Annotated in this window: 26 protein-coding genes and 1 tRNA gene; 13 read left to right on the top strand and 14 right to left on the bottom strand. The window is 63.2% G+C overall.

Annotation, left to right across the window (positions count from 1 at the left end):
* Nucleotides 1-196: 196 nt before the first annotated feature.
* On the top strand, nucleotides 197-337 hold the full coding sequence (locus FJ936_RS19580) for a DUF1127 domain-containing protein (protein ID WP_013892619.1): 141 nt from the start codon (nucleotides 197-199) through the stop codon (nucleotides 335-337).
* A gap of 360 nt (nucleotides 338-697) precedes the next feature.
* Nucleotides 698-1,393 carry a DUF1013 domain-containing protein gene (locus FJ936_RS19585; protein ID WP_015315358.1) on the top strand — a complete coding sequence of 232 codons (696 nt, stop codon included), beginning with the start codon at nucleotides 698-700 and terminating at the stop codon, nucleotides 1,391-1,393.
* A gap of 64 nt (nucleotides 1,394-1,457) precedes the next feature.
* On the opposite strand, the gene FJ936_RS19590 is transcribed toward FJ936_RS19585, so the two are convergent.
* From FJ936_RS19590 to FJ936_RS19605, 4 genes are all read right to left on the bottom strand, one after another.
* Complete coding sequence (locus FJ936_RS19590) at nucleotides 1,458-2,177, bottom strand: YafY family protein (protein WP_013529238.1); 720 nt, start codon at nucleotides 2,175-2,177, stop codon at nucleotides 1,458-1,460.
* A gap of 72 nt (nucleotides 2,178-2,249) precedes the next feature.
* Nucleotides 2,250-2,618, bottom strand: a complete 369-nt coding sequence (locus FJ936_RS19595; RefSeq protein WP_140789786.1) for a hypothetical protein — start codon at nucleotides 2,616-2,618, stop codon at nucleotides 2,250-2,252.
* A gap of 64 nt (nucleotides 2,619-2,682) precedes the next feature.
* A complete protein-coding gene (locus tag FJ936_RS19600) occupies nucleotides 2,683-3,273 on the bottom strand; it encodes a DJ-1/PfpI family protein (RefSeq protein ID WP_140789788.1) in 591 nt (196 codons plus the stop codon).
* Nucleotides 3,274-3,357: 84 nt separating this feature from the next.
* On the bottom strand, nucleotides 3,358-3,525 hold the full coding sequence (locus tag FJ936_RS19605) for a hypothetical protein (RefSeq protein ID WP_015315361.1): 168 nt from the start codon (nucleotides 3,523-3,525) through the stop codon (nucleotides 3,358-3,360).
* Between the two features lie 263 nt (nucleotides 3,526-3,788).
* Here FJ936_RS19605 and FJ936_RS19610 point away from each other — a divergent pair, with 263 nt between their 5' ends.
* Complete coding sequence (locus FJ936_RS19610) at nucleotides 3,789-4,742, top strand: ring-cleaving dioxygenase (RefSeq protein WP_140789790.1); 954 nt, start codon at nucleotides 3,789-3,791, stop codon at nucleotides 4,740-4,742.
* Nucleotides 4,743-4,858: 116 nt separating this feature from the next.
* On the top strand, nucleotides 4,859-5,020 hold the full coding sequence (locus FJ936_RS19615) for a hypothetical protein (RefSeq protein ID WP_015315363.1): 162 nt from the start codon (nucleotides 4,859-4,861) through the stop codon (nucleotides 5,018-5,020).
* A 26-nt stretch (nucleotides 5,021-5,046) separates the two neighbouring features.
* Here FJ936_RS19615 and FJ936_RS19620 read toward each other — a convergent pair whose 3' ends face one another.
* From FJ936_RS19620 to tkt, 7 genes are all read right to left on the bottom strand, one after another.
* Nucleotides 5,047-5,763 carry an SGNH/GDSL hydrolase family protein gene (locus FJ936_RS19620; RefSeq protein WP_140789859.1) on the bottom strand — a complete coding sequence of 239 codons (717 nt, stop codon included), beginning with the start codon at nucleotides 5,761-5,763 and terminating at the stop codon, nucleotides 5,047-5,049.
* Between the two features lie 146 nt (nucleotides 5,764-5,909).
* The gene (locus tag FJ936_RS19625; protein WP_140789792.1) at nucleotides 5,910-6,653 is read right to left on the bottom strand and encodes a thioredoxin family protein; all 744 of its coding nucleotides are present in this window, start codon (nucleotides 6,651-6,653) and stop codon (nucleotides 5,910-5,912) included.
* A gap of 172 nt (nucleotides 6,654-6,825) precedes the next feature.
* Nucleotides 6,826-7,851, bottom strand: coding sequence for a class I fructose-bisphosphate aldolase (locus FJ936_RS19630; RefSeq protein WP_140663001.1), 1,026 nt, complete (start codon nucleotides 7,849-7,851; stop codon nucleotides 6,826-6,828).
* 145 nt (nucleotides 7,852-7,996) lie between these two features.
* Nucleotides 7,997-9,193 (bottom strand): phosphoglycerate kinase, encoded by a 1,197-nt coding sequence (locus FJ936_RS19635; protein WP_140789794.1) that lies wholly within the window; start codon nucleotides 9,191-9,193, stop codon nucleotides 7,997-7,999.
* 155 nt (nucleotides 9,194-9,348) lie between these two features.
* Nucleotides 9,349-11,229, bottom strand: a complete 1,881-nt coding sequence (locus FJ936_RS19640) for a potassium/proton antiporter (RefSeq protein ID WP_140720087.1) — start codon at nucleotides 11,227-11,229, stop codon at nucleotides 9,349-9,351.
* Between the two features lie 186 nt (nucleotides 11,230-11,415).
* On the bottom strand, nucleotides 11,416-12,426 hold the full coding sequence (gap, locus tag FJ936_RS19645) for a type I glyceraldehyde-3-phosphate dehydrogenase (protein ID WP_015315369.1): 1,011 nt from the start codon (nucleotides 12,424-12,426) through the stop codon (nucleotides 11,416-11,418).
* 213 nt (nucleotides 12,427-12,639) lie between these two features.
* The gene (tkt, locus tag FJ936_RS19650; RefSeq protein WP_140789796.1) at nucleotides 12,640-14,631 is read right to left on the bottom strand and encodes a transketolase; all 1,992 of its coding nucleotides are present in this window, start codon (nucleotides 14,629-14,631) and stop codon (nucleotides 12,640-12,642) included.
* 261 nt (nucleotides 14,632-14,892) lie between these two features.
* On the opposite strand from tkt, the gene FJ936_RS19655 reads away from it, so the two are divergent.
* The 4 genes from FJ936_RS19655 (at nucleotide 14,893) to FJ936_RS19670 (ending at nucleotide 17,427) form a co-directional block, all read left to right on the top strand.
* Entirely contained in the window at nucleotides 14,893-15,165 is a 273-nt protein-coding gene (locus FJ936_RS19655; RefSeq protein WP_015315371.1) for a DUF4164 domain-containing protein, read from the top strand.
* 11 nt (nucleotides 15,166-15,176) lie between these two features.
* On the top strand, nucleotides 15,177-15,542 hold the full coding sequence (locus FJ936_RS19660) for a cell division protein ZapA (RefSeq protein ID WP_015315372.1): 366 nt from the start codon (nucleotides 15,177-15,179) through the stop codon (nucleotides 15,540-15,542).
* A 208-nt stretch (nucleotides 15,543-15,750) separates the two neighbouring features.
* Entirely contained in the window at nucleotides 15,751-16,410 is a 660-nt protein-coding gene (locus FJ936_RS19665) for a peroxiredoxin (RefSeq protein WP_015315373.1), read from the top strand.
* A gap of 144 nt (nucleotides 16,411-16,554) precedes the next feature.
* Complete coding sequence (locus FJ936_RS19670) at nucleotides 16,555-17,427, top strand: MBL fold metallo-hydrolase (RefSeq protein WP_140789798.1); 873 nt, start codon at nucleotides 16,555-16,557, stop codon at nucleotides 17,425-17,427.
* An 87-nt stretch (nucleotides 17,428-17,514) separates the two neighbouring features.
* Here FJ936_RS19670 and rpoH read toward each other — a convergent pair whose 3' ends face one another.
* Both rpoH and FJ936_RS19680 read right to left on the bottom strand, forming a co-directional pair.
* On the bottom strand, nucleotides 17,515-18,426 hold the full coding sequence (rpoH, locus tag FJ936_RS19675) for an RNA polymerase sigma factor RpoH (protein ID WP_015315375.1): 912 nt from the start codon (nucleotides 18,424-18,426) through the stop codon (nucleotides 17,515-17,517).
* A 188-nt stretch (nucleotides 18,427-18,614) separates the two neighbouring features.
* Nucleotides 18,615-19,670, bottom strand: a complete 1,056-nt coding sequence (locus FJ936_RS19680) for an RluA family pseudouridine synthase (RefSeq protein WP_140616706.1) — start codon at nucleotides 19,668-19,670, stop codon at nucleotides 18,615-18,617.
* A gap of 26 nt (nucleotides 19,671-19,696) precedes the next feature.
* On the opposite strand from FJ936_RS19680, the gene FJ936_RS19685 reads away from it, so the two are divergent.
* The 4 genes from FJ936_RS19685 (at nucleotide 19,697) to FJ936_RS19700 (ending at nucleotide 21,851) form a co-directional block, all read left to right on the top strand.
* A complete protein-coding gene (locus tag FJ936_RS19685; RefSeq protein ID WP_140789800.1) occupies nucleotides 19,697-20,080 on the top strand; it encodes a fimbrial protein in 384 nt (127 codons plus the stop codon).
* A gap of 36 nt (nucleotides 20,081-20,116) precedes the next feature.
* On the top strand, nucleotides 20,117-20,524 hold the full coding sequence (locus tag FJ936_RS19690) for a VOC family protein (RefSeq protein ID WP_140712697.1): 408 nt from the start codon (nucleotides 20,117-20,119) through the stop codon (nucleotides 20,522-20,524).
* Nucleotides 20,525-20,614: 90 nt separating this feature from the next.
* Nucleotides 20,615-20,689, top strand: a tRNA-Glu gene (locus FJ936_RS19695).
* Nucleotides 20,690-21,485: 796 nt separating this feature from the next.
* A complete protein-coding gene (locus FJ936_RS19700) occupies nucleotides 21,486-21,851 on the top strand; it encodes a hypothetical protein (RefSeq protein ID WP_140720097.1) in 366 nt (121 codons plus the stop codon).
* Between the two features lie 101 nt (nucleotides 21,852-21,952).
* On the opposite strand, the gene FJ936_RS19705 is transcribed toward FJ936_RS19700, so the two are convergent.
* Nucleotides 21,953-22,168 carry a hypothetical protein gene (locus tag FJ936_RS19705; RefSeq protein WP_140616727.1) on the bottom strand — a complete coding sequence of 72 codons (216 nt, stop codon included), beginning with the start codon at nucleotides 22,166-22,168 and terminating at the stop codon, nucleotides 21,953-21,955.
* A gap of 273 nt (nucleotides 22,169-22,441) precedes the next feature.
* Between FJ936_RS19705 and FJ936_RS19710 the strand changes: the two genes are divergently transcribed.
* On the top strand, nucleotides 22,442-22,678 hold the full coding sequence (locus FJ936_RS19710) for a hypothetical protein (protein WP_140789802.1): 237 nt from the start codon (nucleotides 22,442-22,444) through the stop codon (nucleotides 22,676-22,678).
* The last annotated feature ends 186 nt before the right edge of the window (nucleotides 22,679-22,864 follow it).

A 22,864-nucleotide genomic window follows, 5' to 3' on the forward strand; every position in this document is an offset into this window, starting at 1 on the left:
CAGCATTTTCGGCTCGGCCTGACCGGCTCTCGACACGGTCTGGCCAGCGCCCTTGGCCCCTGCCTACAAGATGAACAGAAGCTTAATGGTGCAATGCAGCATTTGCATCATTGCTATGCAAAATCGGCTGTTCAAGTCCCGCTCGATGATCACTATTTGAGCATCACCGAAACGTACCCAATTCAGGAGGACTACCATGAACCCGATCCGTGCTTTCCGTAACTGGCGCATGTACAATGAGACCGTTCGCGAACTGAACCGCCTCAATGCACGTCAGCTCAGCGACCTCGGCATCAACCGCGGCGACATCGAGCGGATCGCCCGTCAGGCGATCTGATTGCAAGCGCGACCCGCCGCAAGGCAGGGTCGCAATGCAGAGCCGCCGCAGACGCTTGTCGTCGCCGGTTCCAAACCCGCTGGACCCTGTCCGGCGGGTTTTGTCTTTTGGGGGATTGGATTCATCTCGGCTTCGGGGTGATATGCCATGGCGATCCGCGGCAAATGCGGTGGCAGGGTTTGGACCGCCGTGGCAAACGTTAGCCGCCACCGCGTGCCTTGGTTGGCCACGTCGTTCCCAGCTCTTCCAAAAACGTTGCGAAAGCAGTCTGGAACGGTTATACAGGCCGCGAATTTCCCATTTTGGTGGCTCTAAACCACCGCCCGCGCGGGAACGCGGGCGAACGAGAAGGATTTGCACATGGCCAATACGCTGCTGATGCCCAAGGCGACCGCCGTCTGGCTGGTCGACAACACCGCGCTTTCCTTTGAGCAGATCGCGCAGTTCTGCGGGCTGCATCCGCTCGAGGTCAAGGCGATCGCCGACGGAGAATCAGCGCAAGGCATCAAGGGCATGGATCCGATCATGACCGGCCAGCTGACCCGCGACGAGATCGCGCGCGCCGAGAAGGACCCGAACCAGCGCCTGAAGCTTTCCGATCCCAAGGTGCGGGTGCCCGAATCCAAGCGCAAGGGCCCGCGCTATACGCCGCTGTCGAAGCGCCAGGACCGGCCGAACGCCATCCTGTGGCTGGTGCGCAACCATCCCGAGCTGAAGGACGCGCAGATTTCGCGCCTCGTCGGCACCACCAAGTCGACGATCGAGCAGATCCGCGAACGCAAGCACTGGAATTCGGCCAATCTGCAGCCGATGGACCCGGTGACGCTGGGTCTCGCCTCGCAGATTGACCTCGACATGGAAGTCAACCGCGCCTCGCGCGGCCGCGAACAGGCTCAGCCGGTCGGCGACACGCTGCTGCCTGCGGCATTGACCGAGCGGTTGGTGCCTGCACCGGAGAAGCCGAAGGATGAGGACGCGGAGCTCGATGCAAACGCCGTCTTCGCCAAGCTGTCGGCGCTGAAGTCGAAGGACACCGACACGGACGACGAGGAATAGACTTTTCGCCAACGCAACAAAATAGCCCGCTTCGAGCGGGCTATTTTGTGCGGCCCGGCAAGTCTCAGCTTCGCGCCGCGCGGTCGGGCGCCATGCCGTAGTCCTCGCTGCGCTCCACCGCCCGGTAGAAATCGGCAAGCTGCTTGCCGCGCTCCGGCTTGAAGATCCGGCCGGCGATGACCACGGAGGCAATGCGGTCGATGCGGAAGGCGCGGAAATCATCGCGCATCTCGCACCAGGCGACCAGCGTCCACACCTTGCCCCAGAACCACAGGCCGAGCGGCCTGATATCGCGCGCGGTGCCGCGGCCGGCTTCGTCCGAGTAGTCGATGGTCAGCACCTGGCGCTTTTCGACCGCGCGCTCGATCAGGTCGATCGCCTCGCGGGCGGCATCGCTGACCACCCACATCGGCGTGTGGATCTCGGTACGGGCGATGCGGTCTTTCTCGGCATCGGGCAGCACGGCACCGATCTTGACCAGTGCCTCGTCGGCGGCCCGCGCCATGGCGGCGCCGCCAAAGGCGCGCACCATGCGGGCGCCGGCTACCAGCGCCACGATCTCGTCACGCGTGAACATCAGCGGCGGAAGGTCGAAACCCTCCCTCATCATATAGCCAACGCCAGCCTCGCCGTCGATCGGCACTCCGGTCGACTGCAGGTCGGCTATGTCGCGGTAAATGGTTCGCTCGGAAACCTCGAGCCATGTGCCGAGCTTCTGGGCGGTGACAAGGCGGCCACCACGCAGATGCTGCACGATTTGAAAGAGCCTGTCGGCGCGGCGCATCGTTTGCTTCCCCAGTGTTTTTCCCATGCATGCCGTGGCTCCCTGACCGGATCCACTTCCACATGACATGCATTACGGCTTCAGCCCTTCGCGCTTGCGCTGCGCGGCGATGAATTCCGCGCCGAAGGACAGTTTCCTCGTTGTCGGCGTCTTCGCATCGAGAATGCGCCAGAAGGGAGCGACGTCGCTGAGCGTCATGCCGCGCTCGAGATCCTCCTTGGCAGCCTCGGCGACCGTACGCAGATGATAGCCCGTGGTGACCGGGCATGTCACTTCGGCGCCATGCTCGATGGCAAGGGCCGTGCGCGGCGCGCGAACGTCCATCTCGACGCCTTCGTCGGGGATGGAGCGCTGGCCTTCGATGACGTCCCCTACCGTGCGCGGCGTTGGCTTCACGCCGTTGATGCCAGGCGCGTTCAGCCTGTCGTTCCAGTTTTTCATCGATCGTCCTCGGCCGGCCATGCGCATTATCCCACCATCGCACGCTCCTCCTGACAGCATACTGTCAGGAGGCTTCAGCATACTCCTTGGCGAACAGCGTCCGCATCTGCGCGAGTTCGCTGCCTTTTTCCGGGTAGAGCGTCTGCAGGAAGGCAAGGGCGAAAGTGCCGGGCGCCGAACCTGGCGCGGACACGATTTTGCCGTCGGCCACGGCATGCTGCACATCCTGATAATTGCCGTCGCCTGCATAGCCGGACTCGTGACGGCTGATCCAGTCACGGCCATTGCTGGTATGCTTGGCGTTCTCAAACATGCCGGCTCGGGCCAGGGCCAGCGTTCCCGCACAGATGCCACCAACGACACCGCCGCGCGATGCGACAGCCATCAGCAGTTCGGCAGCATCCGGCGGCGCCTTGCCCGCCCAGTGGTCGGAACCGATGACGGCCACGGCATCGAGATCGGTATTCTCATTGATGCTGGCCGAGCGGTCTGGCGTCAGCTTAAAACCGCTGATTCCGGTCACCGGCTTGCCGTCGGGCGTCAGCGACACGGCGCGAGCGCCGAACCATTCGACCGCCGAGGCCGCCAGCAGCCCATATTCCCAGTCGGCAAAACCTTCGATGAACAGAAAGCCGATTGTCTTCTGATCGGGCATGAGCTCGCTCCATCCCTCGCGCGCCGGACTTGATATCTGGGTGCTGACGCGTGAGCATCCAACCGCTGCGTTGAAAATTTCGTCTCAATTGCCGTGATGTCGACGCTCGGCATACATGTCCGGCCAGCCGATATCCTTGCGAATGTCTGCGGGCAGCGCGTTCATGAACCGCTGAGTGCGGATCTCGTTGCGCATCGTGCGGATCTTGCCGACATAATGCTGCATGCCGCGCAGAATGGTAAAACCGTTCATGTCCAATCTCCTCTCTCTAACTGGAGACACTATCGCACACCCCTCCTGACAGCAGTCTGTCAGGAGGATGGCAGGTCGTGTGGCGGCTGTTCCGTTCTTATCGTGACGGGTCACGCGAGGACGGATTGTTCACACGGATAGAACTAATCGGGCAGCATTGTTCATAGCGGGGTGACGGACTGTCGGGATAGGCGGCCTTCAGCGAAGTGACCGGAGTTCTGATATGAAAGGAGAAAATTCTTCCCAAAAACAGGGAGACCACCATGAGCTTGCAACTGACAGGAATTCACCACCTGACCGCCATCACCGCCAATGCGCCCGGCAATCTTCACTTCTACACGAAGGTGCTGGGGCTACGGCTGGTCAAGAAGACAGTGAACCAGGACGATACCTCGGCCTACCATCTCTTTTACGCCGACGGCGAGGCAACGCCGGGTACCGACCTCACCTTCTTCGACTGGCCGATCGGCCGCGAACGGCGCGGCACCCACAGCGTCGCGCGGACCAGCCTCAGGGTCGGCAGCCAGGAGGGCCTTGGCTGGTGGAAGCAGCACCTTGCCAGCGAAGGCATCGTGACAGGAGAGATTGCCGATATCGGCGGCTACAAGTCGCTGGATTTCGAGGACCCCGAAGGCCAGCGCCTGCGGCTCGTCAGCGATGGGGGCCAGGGCGGCAGCCATCCCTGGGCGCAAAGCCCGGTACCGGCCGAGCATCAGATCCGCGGACTGGGGCCGATCGTTATCAGTGTTCCCGACATCACCAACACCGAGGCGGTGCTGGCCGGGGTGATGAACATGCGCAAGGTCCGCGACTATGCCTCGCCCGACGGCGAGGGCCAGGTCCACGTCTTCGAAATGGGCGCGGGCGGGCCGGCGGCGGAGCTTCATGTGGCCGTGCAGCCCGGGCTGGCACCCGCGAGGCAAGGCGCCGGTGCGGTTCACCATGTCGCCTTCAGGGCGCCGGACGAGGAGACGCTGCATCAGTGGACGGCGCGCCTGGCCGAATTCCGGCTGCCGTCAAGCGGCGAGGTCGAGCGCTACTACTTCCGCTCGCTCTATTTCCGTGAGCCGAACGGCATCCTGTTCGAGATTGCCACCGACGGGCCAGGATTCACAGCCGACGAGCCGCTGGAGACGCTGGGCGAAAGCCTTGCCCTGCCGCCGTTCCTGGAGGCAAAACGCGCATCGATCGAGGCTGGCCTCAAGCCGCTGAAGTAGATTGCTGCGCGGTCAAGGCGTGCGTCGCGTTCCGCTTCGGGTTCGCGGCGCCTTTTCTTTCCCGGAGACCGAACGAACCGCTTTGACAGGCGCAAGCGTTGCTGGTCAAAGGCAGCATGACGAAACTCCTCGCCCTTGTCATCGTCGGGTTCATGGTCATCCAGCTCATCAAGCCGCTCGGCTGGCCGGGGCTCAGGCGCCGCGGCGATTTCTGGAAATTGGCATTGCTCGCCATGGCGGCGATCTCACTGGCGGCCGTGCTCGGGCACTTGACATAGGCCTTGGTGACAGCCGCGGTCGCTCTTCAGTCGGCAAGCACTGGGCCGACGAGATGTTCCGCCCAGGCCCGGTAGCCGGCCTCCGAGGCATGAAACCCGTCGGAAGCAAAACCGACCTCGGGGTTGGTGATCGGCAGGCGCGGTGCCGGCACCGCGCCGCGCTCCAGGCAGAGCCGTTCGCCCATCCGGTTCATCGCGGTAGCGCGGATCTCTAGGATCTTGCCGAGCAGCGATGGCATGGCCGGCGCACGCGTGAACTCCAGCACCGGCGACCATACCACGCGCGCCTCCGGCCATTTGGCGCGCAGCGCGTAGAGGAGGCCGCCGAACTCCTTCTTGAAGCGCGGCACGGAATGAAAATTCTTGGTGTCGTTGGTGCCGATGGCGAGCACGATATGCGTCCACGGATCAGCCGACAGATTGGGCAGGACATGGTCGCGGATCTGACCAGATGTCGCCGAATTGAAGCCGGCGGCACGCCAGCGCACAGCGCCGCCGGTGCGCTGTGCAATCATGACGGCAAGCTGCGCGGCAAGCCCGTTTTCGGAATTGCCGATGCCGACCGAGGCGGCGGAGGAATCGCCCAGCACCAACAGCGAGATCGCCGGAGCCTGGCCCGAGATCTCGTGCATGACCGGTCCCCGCGCCGGCAGCATGCGCGAGGTGCGGCGGCGGACACCCAAGCCCTGCCAGACATAGATCGGGAAGGCGAGCCAGGTGAGGAAGGTCGGAAAGCATCGCATCGCTGGTCCATTGAACTGGTTTGCGACCAGCATCTAACGCATGTCGCGAGAGAGGTGAACGAGCATTTCCGGCGAAAACAGGATCGCCTCGAACGCTCTACCCCTTTGTTTTACGCAATTCCGAAGGCGCTCCGCACTTTTGCTGGTCAGCCATCGTGGCAATCGTGCTCCGCTTGCGGCTCGCCTGCATATTCGTCATGCAGCCGCACCCAATCCATCAGATTGCGGTAGAGGCCGGTCTCACCCCGGCCCTTCGGCGTCAGGTCCAGATAGTGGTAGGCGCCGATCAGTTGTTCGCCGCCACGGGCACGCGAAACGAAGGTCAGGAAGATATCGCCGTTCTCGTCCCTGTAGAAAACGCTGGCGCCCGGAAGCTCCTTCGATGTCCGGGGTCGGGTCTCGAAATTGTAGGTGGTGTCGCCAGCCGCGATCTGCCTGTCGGTGAAGGAGACCTGCATGTCGAAGTTGAAATCCGACGCATAGGACGACACCCAGTCGAACTTCCAGCCCATGCGCTGCCTGTAGGCTACAAGCTCGTCCAGCGGCGCGCGCGAGATCACTACCAGCGATACGTCGTGGTGCATGAGGTGCTGGTTGGCACCGTCGATATGATCGGCAAGAAAGGAGCAGCCTTCGCAATGATTGACGCAGCCCGGCCCGAACATGAAATGGTAGACGATCAGCTGGCTGTTGGCGCCAAACAGATCGGCAAGTTTCTTCGGCCCCCTTTCGGTCCCGAAGACGTAGTCCTTGCGAATTTTCAACCAGGGGAGTTCGCGCCGCTCGGCCGCGACGCGCTCGCGAAGCCGCGTCAGTTCCTTCTCGCGGGCCAGATGTGCCTTATGAGCCTCGAACCATTCTTCGCGCGAAACGACCTTGTTGCGATGCATGAACTTCTCCCTGTCTGCACCCCAAGGACGTACGGGATGGGCTCGCCCCGACATCGCCGCTGTCAGGAATGCTCAGAGAAAATAAGAATTCGAATGCCTTGACCCAAGGCCGGTGCGCCAAACAAAACCCGGGCACGTCTGCCCGGGTTCGAAGGGACGGATAGCAGGGGCTTCAGGCAGCCTGTTCCAGGCTCGCCTTCCATTTCCCAAGTGCCGCCAGGTGGTTCATGTGGGCGCGGTGGGTGAAGGCGGCCTGGCCGGCGGCGATGTTCGAGGCCTTGCCGCTCCATGCCTTCTGCGGGGCGGCCTGCAGCGCGCGGCCATAGGAGAAGGTCAGCTTCCACGGATGCGGGCCGATGGCGTTGATGGCATTGAGGTTGGCGGTCGCCTCCTCGTCCTCCTGACCGCCGGAGAGGAAGGCAATGCCCGGCACCGCGGCCGGCACCGTCTCGCGGAACAGCTTTATCGTCTTCTCCGCGACTTGCTCAGGACTGTCCACCGTGCCCGACTTCTTGCCAGAAAGCACCATGTTGGGCTTCAGGATCGTGCCTTCGAGGACAACACCGGCAGCGTGGAGCTCGTCATAGAGTTTTATCAGCGTCGCCTTGGAGACCTCAAAACAAGTGTCGATGTCGTGAGCGCCGTCCATCAGCACTTCGGGCTCGACGATCGGCACGATGCCGGCCTCCTGGCAAAGTGCGGCATAGCGGGCAAGCGCATGGGTGTTCGAGTTGATCGAATTGACCGAAGGCACGCCCTTGCCGGTGTCGATGTCGATCACCGCGCGCCATTTGGCGAAGCGGGCGCCGAGCTTGTAATAGTCGGCAAGCCGCTCGCGCAAGCCGTCGAGGCCTTCGGTAATGGTGTCGCCGGGAAAGCCGGCCAGCGGCTTGGCGCCGGCATCGACCTTGATGCCTGGAATTGCGCCCGCCGCCTTGATGATGTCGACCAGCGGCGTGCCGTCGGCGGCCTTCTGGCGAATGGTCTCGTCATAGAGGATGACGCCGGAAATGTATTTGGCCATCGCGTCCTTGGCGCGGAACATCATCTCGCGGTAGTCGCGGCGGCTGTCGGGGGTAGATTCGACGCCGATGACGTCGAAGCGCTTCTTGATCGTGCCGGAGCTTTCATCGGCGGCCAGCAGGCCCTTGCCGTTGGCCACAATCGCGGCGGCAATGTCTTCGAGACGTTCGCTCATCATGCTTCTCCTAACCGGTTGGTATCGGCCAGCAGGACACTACCGCCAAAGGAATGACGCCGGAAAGCTCGAATCGAGCGAAAGTGGCCGGCGCTGCCGCCAGCTCCCTTCGAGTTGATCGAATTGCCGGTGGGCCGTCGTGCCCTCAGCGCTTCAGCACGTCCACGCCGGGCAATGGCTTGCCTTCCATCCATTCCAGGAAGGCGCCGCCGGCGGTCGAGACATAGGTGAAGTCGTCGGCGACACCGGCGTGATTCAATGCAGCCACGGTATCGCCGCCGCCGGCGACCGAAACCAGCTTGCCCGCCTTTGTGCGCGCTGCGGCATGCTTGGCCGCCGCCACCGTGGCGTGATCGAACGGCTCAATCTCGAAGGCGCCGAGCGGTCCGTTCCAGACAAGCGTCGCGGCGCGGTCGATCCACTCGCCGATCGTCGTCACGGTCTTGGCGCCGACATCGAGGATCATGCCATCGGCCGGCACGTCGGAGATGGCGATGGTCTCGCAGGCCGCACCCGCCTTGAATTCCTTGGCGACGACGCCGTCGACCGGCAGGATGATGGCGCAGCCGGCCTCTGCCGCTTCGATCATGATCTGCTTGGCGGTCGGAGCCAGGTCGTGCTCGCACAGCGACTTGCCGACGTCGGTGCCGCGCGCGGCGAGAAAGGTGTTGGCCATGCCACCGCCGATGACGAGCGCATCGACCTTCTTCACCAGGTTCATCAACAGGTCGATCTTCGTCGAGACCTTGGCGCCGCCGACGATGGCAACGACTGGACGGACCGGGTTGCCCAGGCCCTTCTCCAGCGCCTCGAGTTCGGCCTGCATGGTGCGGCCGGCGAAGGAGGGCAAGAGGTGCGCCAGCCCTTCAGTCGACGAATGGGCGCGGTGGGCGGCGGAAAAGGCATCGTTGACGAAGATGTCGCCATTGGCGGCGAGCCGTTCGGAAAAAGCCGGATCGTTCTTCTCTTCGGCCTTGTAGAAGCGGGTGTTTTCCAGGAGCAGCACGTCGCCCTTGTCCATGGCGGCGACAGCGCTGCCTACCGTGTCGCCGATGCAGTCGGAGGCGAATCCAACGGGACGGCCGAGCACCTCAGCCGTCGCCCTGGCGATCGGCTCCAGCGAGAATTCGGGCGAGGGACCATCCTTGGGCCGACCGAAATGGGCGAGCAGGATGACCTTGGCGCCCTTGCCGGACAATTCGGCGATGGTCGGCGCGATGCGTTCGATGCGGGTGGCGTCGGTGACCTTGCCCTCAGCGACGGGAACGTTGAGGTCGACGCGCACCAGCACGCGCTTGCCGCTGATGTTGCCGATATCGTCCAGTGTCTTGAAGACAGCCATGCCGGTTCCCTTTCGTCTGAAATCGCCGGGACCATACCTCGCATCAATGACGATGCAAGGCTTTGGCTGGGGCCGGGTGCGAAATTTTGAGGCGGACGGGGACATAGTCCGTGAAGACCGCCCGGCCTATGTCAGCGGGCAAACGGTCGCCCGCCTCAGCTTTCGGCCGACGCTTTCTCGACCGGGGGCTCAGGGGCGTCATCCGCCTGTGTTGCCCCCCGCGCCTCAGCCGGCTTGCGCCAGCTGCGGATAAAGGCGGCGAGACGGTCGCCGATCTCGCCGGCGCTCAGGAAGACAGGCACGCGCGCCACCGGCGCGGTCGGCTCGAAGGACAGGCCGAGCCCGGTGATTTTGCCCTTGTCGTCGACGTCGCGCACAATCAGCTCGATCGGACCAAGCAGCACGCGGTCGGCATATTCGGCATGGCCGCCGAGCCGCGCCGTGACCAGCGCACCGACGGTCTGTTTCTGCTCGGCCTCGCTGAGACCGGGCGCATAGGCGGCTTCCAGTTCGGCGGCGGAACGCGCTGGATCGACGGCGAAGGCGCCGAAGAAATCGGCATCCTCGGGATCGACGACGGCGCGGCTGGCGAACAGCTTGTCGAGCAGGCGGGGATAGCGATCGGGCACGAAGATGTAGACTTGATCGCCGGCGGCGAGCCGGCCCATGTCCTGGAAACGCATCGAGCGGCCGTCACGCAGCACCAGCGAGGGCCGCGCCCATCGCGGGATGCGTTCGCCGCGCGCCACCGGACTGCCCGGCGCCACACGATAGGCAAGGAGTTCGTGATGCGCGGAGCCGGGCAGTTCCAGTTCGACCTTGTCCAGCGGTCCGAGCCGGGCCGGCACGATCAGGCCGAGGCGCCGCGCCAGCGGGCCGACGGTCCAGCCCTGGATGACCAGGGACACCAGAACGATGATGAAGGCGGCGTTGAAGATGGTGCGGCCGTTTTCCAGCCCGCCGAGCAGCGGTGTGATGGCGAGCAGGATGGACACGGCGCCGCGCAGGCCGACCCAGGAGACGAAGGCGACTTCGGGACGCGGCAGGCGGAACGGGACCAGGCAGAGCCAGACCGCGACAGGACGGGCGACGAACATCAAGAACAGGCCAAGCGCTATCGCAGGCACCATGATCGCCGGGAACTGCGAGGGCGTCGCGAACAGGCCGAGGATGAGGAACATGATGATCTGCGCCAGCCACGACATGCCGTCCTGGAAGCGCTTCAGGATGGTGACAGCGCGGATGTCGGAATTGCCGGCGATGAGCCCGGCGATATAGACCGCCAGGAAGCCGGAGCCGCCGATGGCGCCGGCGGCGGCAAAGACCATCAAGGACAGGGTCAGCACGAAGATCGGCAGCAGGCCATGGTCGAGGTTGAGCCGATCGACAAGGCGCACGATGGCGAGGCCGCCGAGCACGCCGACGATCGCGCCAAGCCCCATGTTGATGAGGAAGCCGAGGATCAGATTGGTGACCAGGACATTGGCTTCGGGGTTGGCGTGGGCGGCGATGATCTCGACCAGCGTGATGGTCAGGAAGATGGCGATCGGATCATTGGTTCCCGATTCCACCTCGAGCGTGGAGCGCACGCGCTCGCGCAGATTGATCTCGCCGGCGCGCAGCAGGAAGAACACCGCCGCCGCGTCGGTCGAGGCGACGGCTGCGCCAAGCAGGAAGGATTCCAGCCAGCTGAGGTCGAGCAGGTAGTAGGCGGCGGCGCCGAACAGGCCAGTGGTGAGAAGGACGCCGAAGGTCGCCAGCGACAGGGCTGGTCCTGCCGCCTGCCGCAGGGCGTTAAGCGGCGTGCCGAAACCGGAATCGAACAGGATGACGGCGAGCGCCAGTGAGCCGGCAAAATAAGCGATGCGGGCATTGTCGAACTGGATACCGAGCCCGTCGGTTCCGGTGGCGAGCCCGATACACAGAAACAGGAGCAGGAGCGGGGCGCCGAAGCGAAAGGCGATCAGGCTCGAAAACGCCGCGGCGACAACAAGCGCCGTGCCGACCAGCGTAACGAGATAGATCGCATGCTCCATCCGTGATTTGCCCCTCGAATTCCTCTGCCTCCTGGCTTCGCGGCAGAGTGGGGCGAAGGCGTGACCAGTGCAAGGCGGGAGGGTGGTTTTTTGCCCGGCGCCGCCGATTTTCGCGTTGCTGCTCCGGCAAATGAAAACGCCCGGACGAGGCCGGGCGTTTCGAGTGTCGGGAAGATCGATCTTCGATCAGGCGATGGTCTTGCCGAAAGCGACCGCGGTGTCGCCCATGCGGTTGGAAAAGCCCCATTCATTGTCGTACCAGGACAGCACCGAAACGAAGTTGCCGTCCATCACCTTGGTCTGGTCGAGCGCCATGATCGAGGAGCGCGGATCGTGGTTGAAGTCGATCGACACGTTCGGGTGATGGGTGACGCCGAGGATGCCCTTCAGCTTGCCGTTGGAGGCGGCGATGACCGCCTCGTTGATTTCCTGCACCGTCGTCGAGCGCTTGGCGATGAACTTGAAGTCGACGACCGAGACGTTCGGCGTCGGCACGCGGATCGAGATGCCGTCGAGCTTGCCCTTGAGGTCGGGCAGGACGAGGCCGATCGCCTTGGCGGCACCGGTCGAGGTCGGGATCTGCGACAGGGCGGCGGCGCGGGCGCGGTAGAGATCCTTGTGCATGGTGTCCAGCGTCGGCTGGTCGCCCGTGTAGGAATGGATCGTCGTCATCATTCCCTTTTCGATGCCGACCGTCTCATGCAGGACGGCCGCCAGCGGCGCCAGGCAGTTGGTGGTGCAGGACGCATTCGAGATGACGATGTGGTCCTTGGTCAGCTTGTCGTGGTTGATGCCGTAGACGACGGTCAAGTCAGCGCCGTCGGCGGGCGCCGAGACCAGCACGCGCTTGGCGCCGGCGGTCAGGTGCGCGGCGGCCTTGTCGCGGGCGGTGAAGATGCCGGTGCATTCGAGCGCGATGTCGATGCCGAGTTCCTTCCACGGCAGCTGCGTCGGATCCTTGATCGCGGTGACCTTGAACTTCTCCTTGCCGACGCTGATCTGGTCGCCGTCGACCGACACTTCATGCGGAAAGCGGCCGTGCACGCTGTCAAAGCGCAGCAGGTGGGCGTTGGTCTCGACCGGACCGAGATCGTTGACGGCGACGACATCGATATCCTTGCGGCCGGACTCATGGATGGCGCGCAGGATGTTGCGGCCGATGCGGCCAAATCCGTTGATGGCAACTCTGACAGTCATTTTTCTCTCCCGGGGAGCTGGAGGGCAGACGATTGATCCGCAGCTTCATAGCGGCGGACGGGCAAAGAATCCAGCCGCAGCGGGCTGGATTTAAATCGATTAGGTTGGGCCAGCCTGGCAAAACCGCTTTTCACGCGATCTCGCCGGGTATTTTGTTTCGTGCATGTCGTTATCTCAAGACCGCGACACACTTTTGGGCGACATGCCGGGGCCTCATCCGCCGTGCAGGCGGGCTTCCGCCGCCTTGGCGGCCGCCTCGGCGGTGATGCCGAAATGCGGATAAAGCTGTTCGATCGTACCGCTCGCACCGAAGCCGGTCATGCCGATGAAGATGCCGTCCGAGCCAATGAGATGATCCCAGCCCTGGCGGATGCCGGCCTCGATCGCCATCTTGATCGGTGCGTCGCCGATCGTCTTCTTGCGATAGGCGTCGGTCTGCTTGTCGAACAGTTCGAAGCAAGGCACCGAGACGACACGGGTCGGATGGCCATGTTTTTCCAGAAGGTCGCGTGCGCCAAGCGCGATCTCGACCTCGGAACCGGTGGCGAAGATCGTCACGGCGGCCTCGCCGCTGGCGGCGGCGAGCTCATAGGCCCCTTGGCTGCTCAGGTTCTTTTCTGTGAACTCGGTGCGCACCGTCGGCAGGTTCTGGCGGGTCAGCGCCAGGGTCGACGGCGTCTTTTCGGATTCGAGCGCGATCTGCCAGCATTCGGCGGTTTCCACCGCGTCGGCCGGACGGAACACATTGTGGTTGGGAATGGCGCGCAGGGCCGCCATGTGCTCGACCGGCTGGTGGGTCGGCCCGTCTTCCCCCAGACCGATGGAATCATGGGTCATGACGAAGATCGAGCGGATGCCCATCAGCGAGGCAAGCCGCATCGAGGGGCGGGCGTAGTCGGAGAAGCACAGGAAGGTGCCGCCATAGGCGATAAGGCCGCCATGCAGCGTCAGGCCGTTGATCGCGGCAGCCATGCCGTGTTCGCGGATGCCGTAATGGACATAGCGCTGGCCGTAATCGTCCGGCGTGATGTTCTTGGTCTGGCTGGTCTTGGTGTTATTGGAGCCGGTCAGGTCGGCCGAGCCGCCGATGGTTTCCGGCACCGCGCCATTGATGACTTCCAGCGCCATTTCCGACGATTTGCGGGTCGCGACCTTCGGCTTGTCGGCTGAAAGCTTCTTCTTGTAGTCGGCGATGACGGCGTCGAAATTCGCCGGCAGCTTGCCACTGGTGCGGCGCTCGAACTCGGCCTTCAGCTTCGGATCGGCCTTGGCCAGACGGCCTTCCCAATCCGTGCGCGCCTTGACGCCGGCCTTGCCGGCGGTGCGCCAGGCATCGAGAATGTCAGCCGGGATCTCGAAGGGCGGCGAGTCCCAGTTGAAGAACTTGCGCGCGCCAGCGATCTCGTCTGGGCCGAGCGGCGAGCCGTGCGCCTTGTTGGTGCCGGCCTTGGTCGGAGCACCGAAGCCGATGGTCGTCTTGCAGGCGATCATCGTCGGCTTGTCGGAATGGCGGGCGGCCTCGATGGCATAGGCGATCGCTTCCGGATCGGTGCCGTCGATGTGGCTGGCGTTCCAGCCGGAGGCCTGGAAGCGCGCGACCTGGTCGGTGTTGTCGGCGAGCGACACCGGACCGTCGATCGAGATGTTGTTGTTGTCCCAGAAGACAATCAGCTTGTTGAGCTTGAGGTGACCGGCAAGGGCGATGGCTTCCTGGGAAACACCTTCCATCAGGCAGCCGTCGCCGGCCAGCACATAGGTGTAGTGGTCGACAAGGTCGTTGCCGAACGCGGCGTTCATGATGCGCTCGCCGAGCGCGAAGCCGACCGAATTGGCGAGGCCCTGGCCCAGCGGGCCGGTCGTGGTCTCGATGCCGGTGGCGTGGCCATATTCGGGGTGGCCGGCGGTTTTCGAGCCCAACTGGCGGAAGTGCTTGATCTGGTCGATGGTCATGTCTTCGTAGCCGGTCAGGTGCAGCAACGAATAGAGCAGCATCGAACCATGGCCCGCCGACAGGATGAAGCGGTCACGGTCGGCCCAATGCGGGGCCTTGGGATCGTATTTCAGGAAGCGGGTGAACAGCACCGTGGCAATGTCGGCGCAGCCCATGGGCAGGCCGGGATGGCCGGAATTCGCCTTCTCGACGGCATCCATGGAGAGAAAACGGATCGCATTGGCCATCCGGTCATGTTGTTCACGCGACGTCATGGTACCTCCAGGGTGGGGGTTTGGGGGCTTGGGAGAGCCCTTGAAAAGGGTGCGCGACACATAGCAGGCGCGGGCTTTTAGTCAACAAATCGGGTGCAGATTTGCCGGTCTTGTGATGTCGGCGGTGGACCTACTTTAGCGTTAGCGGGGGACAGTCGCGAGAGCTTTATTGACGTTGCCTTCACCCGGTGCCTAATGTTTCCGGGATAACGCGTTCTGAACGCGAACGATTCGGTGATGGGCAGGGCACAGGACGAAGCCATGACCGGGGAAACCACGCTCAAGGAAGTGATCGCCAGGCTGAGCAAGGCCATCGAAGGGCTGGAAAACGCCGTCGCGGCCAAGCTCGAGCATGAACGCGACTATTCGGAAGCCGAGGCCGAAGTACAGCGGATGAATGCCGACCGCTCGCGGTTGGCGCAGGAACTCGACAATTCCGAAGCGCGCGCCGAACGGCTGGAAGACGCCAACAAGGAAGTGTCGCGACGGCTGGTGACCGCGATGGAAACCATCCGCGCCGTGTTGGACAGATAGGAGCTGGCCCGATGGCACAGGTCACGGTTTCAATCGACGGCAAGCAGTACCGCATGGCCTGCGACGAGGGCCAGGAAGAGCATCTGATTGATCTCGCCGAGCGTTTCGACCGCTATGTCTCGCACCTGAAGGATTCCTTCGGCGAGATCGGCGACCAGCGGCTGACCGTCATGGCCGGCATCATGGTGATGGACGAGCTTTCCGAGCTGCAGAAGCGCGTCAAGGGCATGGAAAGCGAAGTGCTGACCTTGCGCAAGACGCGCGACGAGGCGCTGACCAAGGCCGACAAGAGCGACAGCGTGCTGACCAGCGCGCTCGGCGCCCTGGCGCAGCGTATGGAAGATTTGTCGGCGACGCTGGCAATCAACAAGGCCTGAGGCGTCTTCGCTGATCCCTGCCGCTTGTCTCATGCCCGATACCACGACGTATTTTTGGCCTGATCCCGCGTGTGGGGAAAAATTTTTGCCCATCGAGTGAATGGCCGTCATCTCCAGCGTTTAATCAGTCGCGCTGCGGTGCTACGATCAGGTGCCGGGCGCCGGGCGGCGAAGATCCGGCCACATTCACAAGGGGTAGGGATAGGTCATGAGTCTTCGTATCAACGATATCGCGCCGGACTTCACCGCCGAGACCACGCAGGGAGCCATCAAATTCCATGACTGGATCGGCGACGGCTGGGCGATCCTGTTCAGCCATCCGAAGAATTTCACGCCGGTCTGCACGACCGAGCTTGGCACGATGGCCGGGCTCGAGGGCGAGTTCAAGAAGCGCAACGTCAAGATCATCGGCATTTCGGTCGACCCGGTCGAAAGCCATGGCAAATGGCAGGACGACATCAAGACGGCGACCGGCCATTCGGTGCATTACCCGCTGATCGGCGACAAGGACCTCAAGGTCGCCAAGCTTTATGACATGCTGCCAGGCGGTGCCGGCGAAACTTCGGAAGGCCGCACACCCGCCGACAACGCCACCGTGCGCTCGGTCTACGTCATCGGGCCGGACAAGAAGATCAAGCTTGTGCTGACCTATCCGATGACCACGGGGCGCAACTTCGACGAGATCCTGCGGGCGGTCGATTCCATGCAACTCACCGCCAAGCATCAAGTGGCGACGCCGGCGAACTGGAAACAGGGTGAGGACGTCATCATCACCGCCGCCGTTTCCAACGAGGATGCGATCAAGCGCTTCGGCGCCTACGAGACCATCCTGCCCTATCTCAGGAAGACCAAGCAGCCCTCCGCCTGAGCCAGCACGCCGGAATGGTTTCCGGCGTTTCCGCTCCTGCGAACCAAGTCATGCTTGACTGGTTCGTCGGGGCGGACAACCATGCTCACGGTGGGTTCCGGCGGAGAAAATCGTTCCTGCCGGCTAGGTCTGGGGAAGCCGGACGTGCAGATAACTTTGGCGAAGCCGCAGGTCAGCGGCTTTTATGACGAGCCGACCGGGGCCATCCAGTATGTCGTCGCTGACCCGGCGACGAAGCGATGCGCCATTATCGATCCGATCCTCGACTTCGATGAAAAATCCGGCGCGACGAGTACGATGAGCGCGGATAGCTTGCTCGATTTCATTGGGGAAAACGGGCTGGAGCTCGAGTGGATTCTCGATACCCATCCCCACGCTGACCATTTCTCGGCGGCGCATTACCTGAAACAGAGGACCGGCGCGCCGATGGCGATCGGCGACAAGGTCGTCGACGTCCAGGCACTGTGGAAGGTGATCTATAACTGGCCGGACTTTCGGGCTGACGGCTCACAATGGGACAGGCTGTTCGCCGAGGGCGAGACCTTCCGGATCGGAACCCTTCCGGTCAAGGTGCTGTTCTCGCCTGGACATACATTGGCATCGATCACCTATGTGATCGGTGACGCCGGCTTCATCCACGACACCCTGTTCATGCCCGACAGCGGCACGGCAAGAACGGATTTTCCCGGTGGAAGCGCCGCGCGGTTGTGGCGCTCGATCCAAGGCATCCTGGCGTTGCCGGAGGAAACCCGGCTGTTCGTCGGCCATGATTACCAGGCCGGCGGGCGCGAACCGATGTGGGAAAGCACGGTCGCGGCGCAGAAGGCGACCAACATCCATCTTGTCGCCGCGCGTACAGAGGCCGAGTTCGTCGCGCTACGCGAGGCGCGCGATCGCACATTGCCGATGCCGCGGCTGATCCTGCATGCGCTGCAGGTCAACATCAATGGGGGGCGGCTGCCGGAGCCGGAAGCCAATGGCCGGCGCTACCTCAAATTTCCGCTGGATTCGCTTTGAGGCAACGGTCGTCCCGGCTGCGGCGTACAAAAAAAGCCGGCGCCAGTTTCCTGACGCCGCCCTGCTACTTCCTGCGCGAAGCCGGCTTTAAGCCGCCGGCTGTGCCTCGATCGTGCGCAGCGCCTGCATCTGGCGCTTGGCGGCGGCCTTGACCGCATCCTGCACCTTCTCGAAGGCGCGCACCTCGATCTGCCGCACGCGCTCGCGGCTGATGTCGAACTCGGCCGACAGTTCCTCGAGCGTCAGCGGCTCCTCGGCGAGGCGGCGCGCCTCGAAGATGCGCCGCTCGCGATCGTTGAGCACGGCCAGAGCGCCCGACAGCATGCCGCGCCGGTTTTCCAGCTCGTCCTGCTCGATCAGCATCTCTTCCTGGCTTTCGTGGTCGTCGACCAGCCAGTCCTGCCATTCGCCGGACTCGCCTTCCGTCGCCCGGATCGGCGCGTTGAGTGACGCGTCGCCGGACAGACGGCGGTTCATCGACACCACTTCGGCCTCGGAAACGTTCAGCCGCGTGGCGATTTCGGCGATCTGGTCGGGCTTGAGGTCGCCATCGTCCAGCGCCTGGATCTTGCCCTTCACCTTGCGGAGATTGAAGAACAGACGCTTCTGGTTGGCGGTCGTGCCCATCTTGACCAGGCTCCACGAGCGCAGGATGTATTCCTGGATCGAGGCCTTGATCCACCACATGGCGTAGGTGGCGAGGCGGAAACCGCGCTCGGGTTCGAATTTCTTGACGGCCTGCATGAGGCCGACATTGCCTTCCGAGATCACTTCGCCGATCGGCAGGCCATAGCCGCGATAGCCCATGGCGATCTTGGCGACGAGCCTCAAATGGCTGGTGACGAGCTTGTGCGCGGCCGTGGTGTCTTCATGCTCGGCGTAACGCTTGGCGAGCATGTACTCTTCCTGCGGCTGAAGCATGGGAAAGCGGCGGATTTCTTCCAGATAGCGGCTGAGGCCGCCTTCACCGGAAACGATACTGGGTAATGACTGGGCCATGATAGCGCCCCCTCTCTATTGGAGTGATGCCCCCGAAACGCGGCAGGCATGTGACGCGAACACCAAAAGGCTCGCTCGCGACAACAGATCTTATACAGGAACAAAACCAGAAAAGACAGGCATTTGTTCAACACGAAACAGTGTGTCACGCTAAGTGAACAATGCCACTCAGGTTTTTGATGGCAGGTTCAGAGCTTCCGAAAGCCGCCGACGAGTTCCTCCATGTCCCCCGGTAACGGCGCCTCGAACCTCATCGTTAGATGGGTAGTCGGGTGCCGAAATGCAAGGAGCCATGCATGCAAAGCTTGCCGGGAAAATGCCTCGACCTGGCGTTTCAGCGGTTCGGGCAGCCGATTGGCCTTGGTGCGGAAGGCTAGCCCGTAGTCCGGGTCGCCAATCACGGGATGGCCGATATGGGCCATGTGGACGCGGATCTGGTGGGTGCGACCGGTTTCCAGCCGGCATTCGACGAGGCTAGCGGCAGCGAATTCCCGCTGGCCCTCGCCGAAACGCTCCTGCACGGCAAAACGGGTGACGGCGTGGCGTGCGTCGTCGCGGCCTTCCGGCACCACGGCGCGGCGAACCCGGTCGGAGGCGCGGCCAAGCGGTGCATCGATCGTGCCGGTCGGCCTCTGCGGTATGCCCCAGACCAGCGCCAGGTAGGCGCGCTCGAGATCGCCGGTCAGGCCGTGGTCGGCGAACGCCTCCGACAGAGCCTTGTGAGCACGGTCGGTCTTGGCGACCACCATGACGCCGCTGGTCTCCTTGTCGAGGCGATGGACGATGCCCGGGCGGCGCACCCCGCCAATGCCTGACAGGCTGTCGCCGCAATGATGAATCAGCGCATTGACCAGCGTGCCGGTCCAGTTGCCGGCGCCGGGGTGCACGACGAGCCCCGCCGGCTTGTTGATGACGATCAACTCGTCGTCTTCGTAGAGCACGTCGAGCGCAATGTTCTCGCCCTGCGGCTGCGCCGGCTCCGGTTCCGGCATGGCTACGGACACATTTTCGCCCGCGCGCATCTTGCGCTTGGTTTCGTCGACCGGCTTGCCGTCGATGACGACGGCGCCTTGCCTGATCAGCATCTGCACGCGACTGCGTGACATGTCCGGGCCAAGGGCTGCCGCCAGCCACTGATCGAGCCGTTGGCCGGCCGCATCCGCGCCGGCGACCAGCAAGGTGGGCGCGGCCTCTATCAACAGGTCCTCTATCAATTCGGGGGCCTCTTCGCTATGAGCGCTCATCGAAAAACCATTCCGGAATGTTTGCCATGGCCCGGCCCGATGCCGATGAAGAGCAGGAAAAACCGCTCGCCCCCGAAGTCGACAAGCTGCGCGGCAAGCTCATCCGCTTCATGGCCATCAATCTCGGCCTGCTCTTTCTGGCTCTTATGGTGGTGATCGCGGCGATTGTCTACAAATCACGCAAGGCAACGCCGGTGAGCCCGCCGCTGGCCGGCGACGTTCAGGTGCCCGCCGGCGAACCGCTCAGCGGGGACATCGTGCTGCCGGTTGGCGCCAGGGTGGTCGGTCAGTCACTGTCGGGCAACCGCCTTTCGATCGACGCCGAGCTTGCCGACGGCAGCCGTGCGATCTTCGTCTACGATATCGCCGAGCGCCGCCTGATCGGCCGTTTTGCGATCCGCAACAAATAGGCAGGCGCCAATGCGGCAAACACATTTGCCACGGACATGACCGGCTTCGCCGAACACCGTCGTGTCGCGACGGTGGCGCTGGTCGTCGCCAGCTATGACGAGGCGATCGCCTGGTATGTCGAGCGGCTGGGTTTTACGCTGACCGAGGATGTCGATCTCGGCGGCGGCAAACGCTGGGTCACGGTCGCGCCGGCCGACGGGCAGGGCGCCAGGCTGCTGCTGGCCGAGGCGTCCGACGAGACGCAGAGGAAAAGCATCGGCAACCAGACCGGCGGCCGGGTTTTTCTCTTCCTCGAAACCGACGATTTTGCCGGCGACCATGCAGCGATGCTGGACAAGGGCGTCGAATTCCGCGAGGCGCCGCGTCACGAAGCCTATGGCACGGTGGCGGTTTTCGCCGATCTGCATGGCAATCTGTGGGACCTGATCCAGCCGAAACGGTAACGCGGGGGCGGCTTTTCATTCGATGCGGCAAAGCCGCCGAACCCCAGTTGCTTTTTCCCGGCCGTCAGCCTATATCGCCCCTTCTTGAGCGCGCCCATCGTCTAGCGGTCAGGACACCGCCCTCTCACGGCGGGAACAGGGGTTCGATTCCCCTTGGGCGTACCAGGCAGCGGTCCTGTCGTTGACCTCCAGACAATCCTGCAGTTTCGGACCCGTCCCGCATGGGCTCCGCATGCCTCGAAAGAGCGCGCAAAGCCTGCGAGAGCCCGGGCTTCCCATACCCCGAATCCACCCAATTTAAGTCAAGCCGCGACGCTTGAAAGCACTGCGATCTCTGATACTTGCGGTGCGGGGATAGCTTTCGCGGCAACGCGGGTTTTGGGTCGGGTAGAGTTTGGAATGGCCTCTGTTGGGACGACATGCACGCACTGCCATGGCGGTGGAAAGGTTTTCGACTGCTCGAGATGGCGTGCCTCAAAAGGGTATTGCTGCCCGCACGGGACACATCAAAGCGGTTGCCCGGGAAAGACCATGATATGCGCGCAGTGTGCCGGGCTTGGAACGATACCAGAAACCGAGTTCAGGGCCGTCGCGTAGGCCGTCCTATCGCGACAATCATGGACATAGCGGCCATCTATTCCTAGCCTTGCGGGTGGGGATGGCAGGCAGGTTAAGGTTTGGTTTACCAATAGCCTGTCTACTGGGGACAATTCGCTTTCGGCCTGCGACCACGGATGTACTGGCGCAGTTGCCGAGGCGGAAAGGAAAGGTCGGCTCCGTGCCGGCCTTTTTGCTTTTTCGGGCTACATGGCTCGCATCGGCCAGGCGCCAGGGCGGCTTCGCAGTCGGCTTTCTTCGAACAACTTTTTGGCAAGGGATATTGTCATTGCCCATGTCGGCTCTACCATCGATCACAGCAGTCCGGCGGGTTGCCGGACCGTCGTGACGATGAGGGCTTGCGATGAAACGTGCTGCAAAACTGGCGATTGCGGGTGTGATGTCGGCAGGTGTCGTATGCGCATCTGCCGCAACGCTCAACACTATGGACGATGTCGGGACCGCGATCCAGTCCTGCTGGACACCGCCTGCCGGTGCCGGAGATTCGACTGTAACCCTGAGTTTCAGTTTCAAGCGCGACGGTACTCTGATAGGGCCGCCGCGACCAACCGCCGCCAAGGTGGCTGGCGACGACAAGGCACGTAAGGCGTTCATCGATGCGGCAATAGCGGCGGTGAAGAATTGCACGCCGCTGAGTTTATCGCCGGAGCTGTCGCAAGGGATTGCCGGCAACGTGTTCACGCAGCAATTCGTTTCGCCCAAGCAATAGCGGTAGCGCCCAAAGAACGCCTGCCATGGAGCGGGCATCGGCACGGGTGTTCGTCGAACCGGAGAACCGGGTCGGGTGTCGTTTCCCCCGATCGCCGCAGATCAATGGCTCAGGCGCCGTGCTTCGGCATGCCGTGCCAGATCCGGGGTCTCGAAGACGTAGTCGCTCCAGGCCGATTCCGGAATCTGCCCGGCCAGATAGCACTCCAGTAACAGGTTTTGCTCGGGGTTGAGCGGCCGTGGGGCACGCCCGTGATCCAGCCCGAGGGAGTGAAAAAGGCTTCTTGTCAGCTCCGATACGGTGAAATGCATCGACATCCCGCGTTCTCCTTTGCGCCTCAACGCAGCAGCACGGGCAAAGGTTTCAGCGCCGGGCACCGGTAACGCCTGATTGATCGCAGGCTCGACGCATCGGCCTGCCGACGGCCGCCCAGCTCCAGTCGATCGAGGCCGGCCAGCGGACGGTGCGTGTGGTCGGCCCCGCCTTTTTCCCGGCTGAATGACCCACGAGTGTTCTCGCGGGAACGGCCGTCTTCGGAACAGGGGTCCGCTTCCCGGCGTTGTGGTCGATATCAGGCAGGGAGGAGCGCCATGGCCACGTTCAGGGAAATGCGGGTACTGGAGATCGTCGAAGACGGCTCCCTGACTTCCGACCAGAAGATCGCTGAATTGCGCAAGATCGAATCCGAGGCGCGCGGGCTGCAACGGGCGGCGTCGGAGAGCCCGATGGGCGACGATGACGGCTGGCAGGACGATCTGCGCCAGGTTCGGCTTGCTCTCGACAAGCTCGGCGCCAAGGAACCGAGGAAGGGCGCGGCAACGCTATAGAGCCGAACCGTTCCAAAGCACGCCGCGTCGAAGCGGATTCAGGCGCCGCGCTTTAGGTCTTTGTTTTTATGCATTAGTCGCAAACCATGCGAACTCTTTGGCCGGGAGCGCTTACGTTCCTGCATGCCAATTGTTTTTCGGGGCCCGATGACGGAGGAGAGGACGTTGTCGCCCTGGGCTGAGACC

The sequence above is a fragment of the Mesorhizobium sp. B2-4-13 genome, assembly GCF_006658535.1.
GTDB classification, from domain to species: Bacteria; Pseudomonadota; Alphaproteobacteria; order Rhizobiales; family Rhizobiaceae; genus Mesorhizobium; species Mesorhizobium australicum.

Coding starts and splice junctions, on each gene's coding strand:
- FJ936_RS19580 (WP_013892619.1), top strand. CDS start 197: ATGAACCCGATCCGTGCTTTCCGTAACTGGCGCATGTACAATGAGACC.
- FJ936_RS19585 (WP_015315358.1), top strand. CDS start 698: ATGGCCAATACGCTGCTGATGCCCAAGGCGACCGCCGTCTGGCTGGTC.
- FJ936_RS19590 (WP_013529238.1), bottom strand. CDS start 2,177: ATGCGCCGCGCCGACAGGCTCTTTCAAATCGTGCAGCATCTGCGTGGT.
- FJ936_RS19595 (WP_140789786.1), bottom strand. CDS start 2,618: ATGAAAAACTGGAACGACAGGCTGAACGCGCCTGGCATCAACGGCGTG.
- FJ936_RS19600 (WP_140789788.1), bottom strand. CDS start 3,273: ATGCCCGATCAGAAGACAATCGGCTTTCTGTTCATCGAAGGTTTTGCC.
- FJ936_RS19605 (WP_015315361.1), bottom strand. CDS start 3,525: ATGAACGGTTTTACCATTCTGCGCGGCATGCAGCATTATGTCGGCAAG.
- FJ936_RS19610 (WP_140789790.1), top strand. CDS start 3,789: ATGAGCTTGCAACTGACAGGAATTCACCACCTGACCGCCATCACCGCC.
- FJ936_RS19615 (WP_015315363.1), top strand. CDS start 4,859: ATGACGAAACTCCTCGCCCTTGTCATCGTCGGGTTCATGGTCATCCAG.
- FJ936_RS19620 (WP_140789859.1), bottom strand. CDS start 5,763: ATGCGATGCTTTCCGACCTTCCTCACCTGGCTCGCCTTCCCGATCTAT.
- FJ936_RS19625 (WP_140789792.1), bottom strand. CDS start 6,653: ATGCATCGCAACAAGGTCGTTTCGCGCGAAGAATGGTTCGAGGCTCAT.
- FJ936_RS19630 (WP_140663001.1), bottom strand. CDS start 7,851: ATGAGCGAACGTCTCGAAGACATTGCCGCCGCGATTGTGGCCAACGGC.
- FJ936_RS19635 (WP_140789794.1), bottom strand. CDS start 9,193: ATGGCTGTCTTCAAGACACTGGACGATATCGGCAACATCAGCGGCAAG.
- FJ936_RS19640 (WP_140720087.1), bottom strand. CDS start 11,229: ATGGAGCATGCGATCTATCTCGTTACGCTGGTCGGCACGGCGCTTGTT.
- gap (WP_015315369.1), bottom strand. CDS start 12,426: ATGACTGTCAGAGTTGCCATCAACGGATTTGGCCGCATCGGCCGCAAC.
- tkt (WP_140789796.1), bottom strand. CDS start 14,631: ATGACGTCGCGTGAACAACATGACCGGATGGCCAATGCGATCCGTTTT.
- FJ936_RS19655 (WP_015315371.1), top strand. CDS start 14,893: ATGACCGGGGAAACCACGCTCAAGGAAGTGATCGCCAGGCTGAGCAAG.
- FJ936_RS19660 (WP_015315372.1), top strand. CDS start 15,177: ATGGCACAGGTCACGGTTTCAATCGACGGCAAGCAGTACCGCATGGCC.
- FJ936_RS19665 (WP_015315373.1), top strand. CDS start 15,751: ATGAGTCTTCGTATCAACGATATCGCGCCGGACTTCACCGCCGAGACC.
- rpoH (WP_015315375.1), bottom strand. CDS start 18,426: ATGGCCCAGTCATTACCCAGTATCGTTTCCGGTGAAGGCGGCCTCAGC.
- FJ936_RS19680 (WP_140616706.1), bottom strand. CDS start 19,670: ATGAGCGCTCATAGCGAAGAGGCCCCCGAATTGATAGAGGACCTGTTG.
- FJ936_RS19685 (WP_140789800.1), top strand. CDS start 19,697: ATGGCCCGGCCCGATGCCGATGAAGAGCAGGAAAAACCGCTCGCCCCC.
- FJ936_RS19690 (WP_140712697.1), top strand. CDS start 20,117: ATGACCGGCTTCGCCGAACACCGTCGTGTCGCGACGGTGGCGCTGGTC.
- FJ936_RS19700 (WP_140720097.1), top strand. CDS start 21,486: ATGAAACGTGCTGCAAAACTGGCGATTGCGGGTGTGATGTCGGCAGGT.
- FJ936_RS19705 (WP_140616727.1), bottom strand. CDS start 22,168: ATGTCGATGCATTTCACCGTATCGGAGCTGACAAGAAGCCTTTTTCAC.
- FJ936_RS19710 (WP_140789802.1), top strand. CDS start 22,442: ATGGCCACGTTCAGGGAAATGCGGGTACTGGAGATCGTCGAAGACGGC.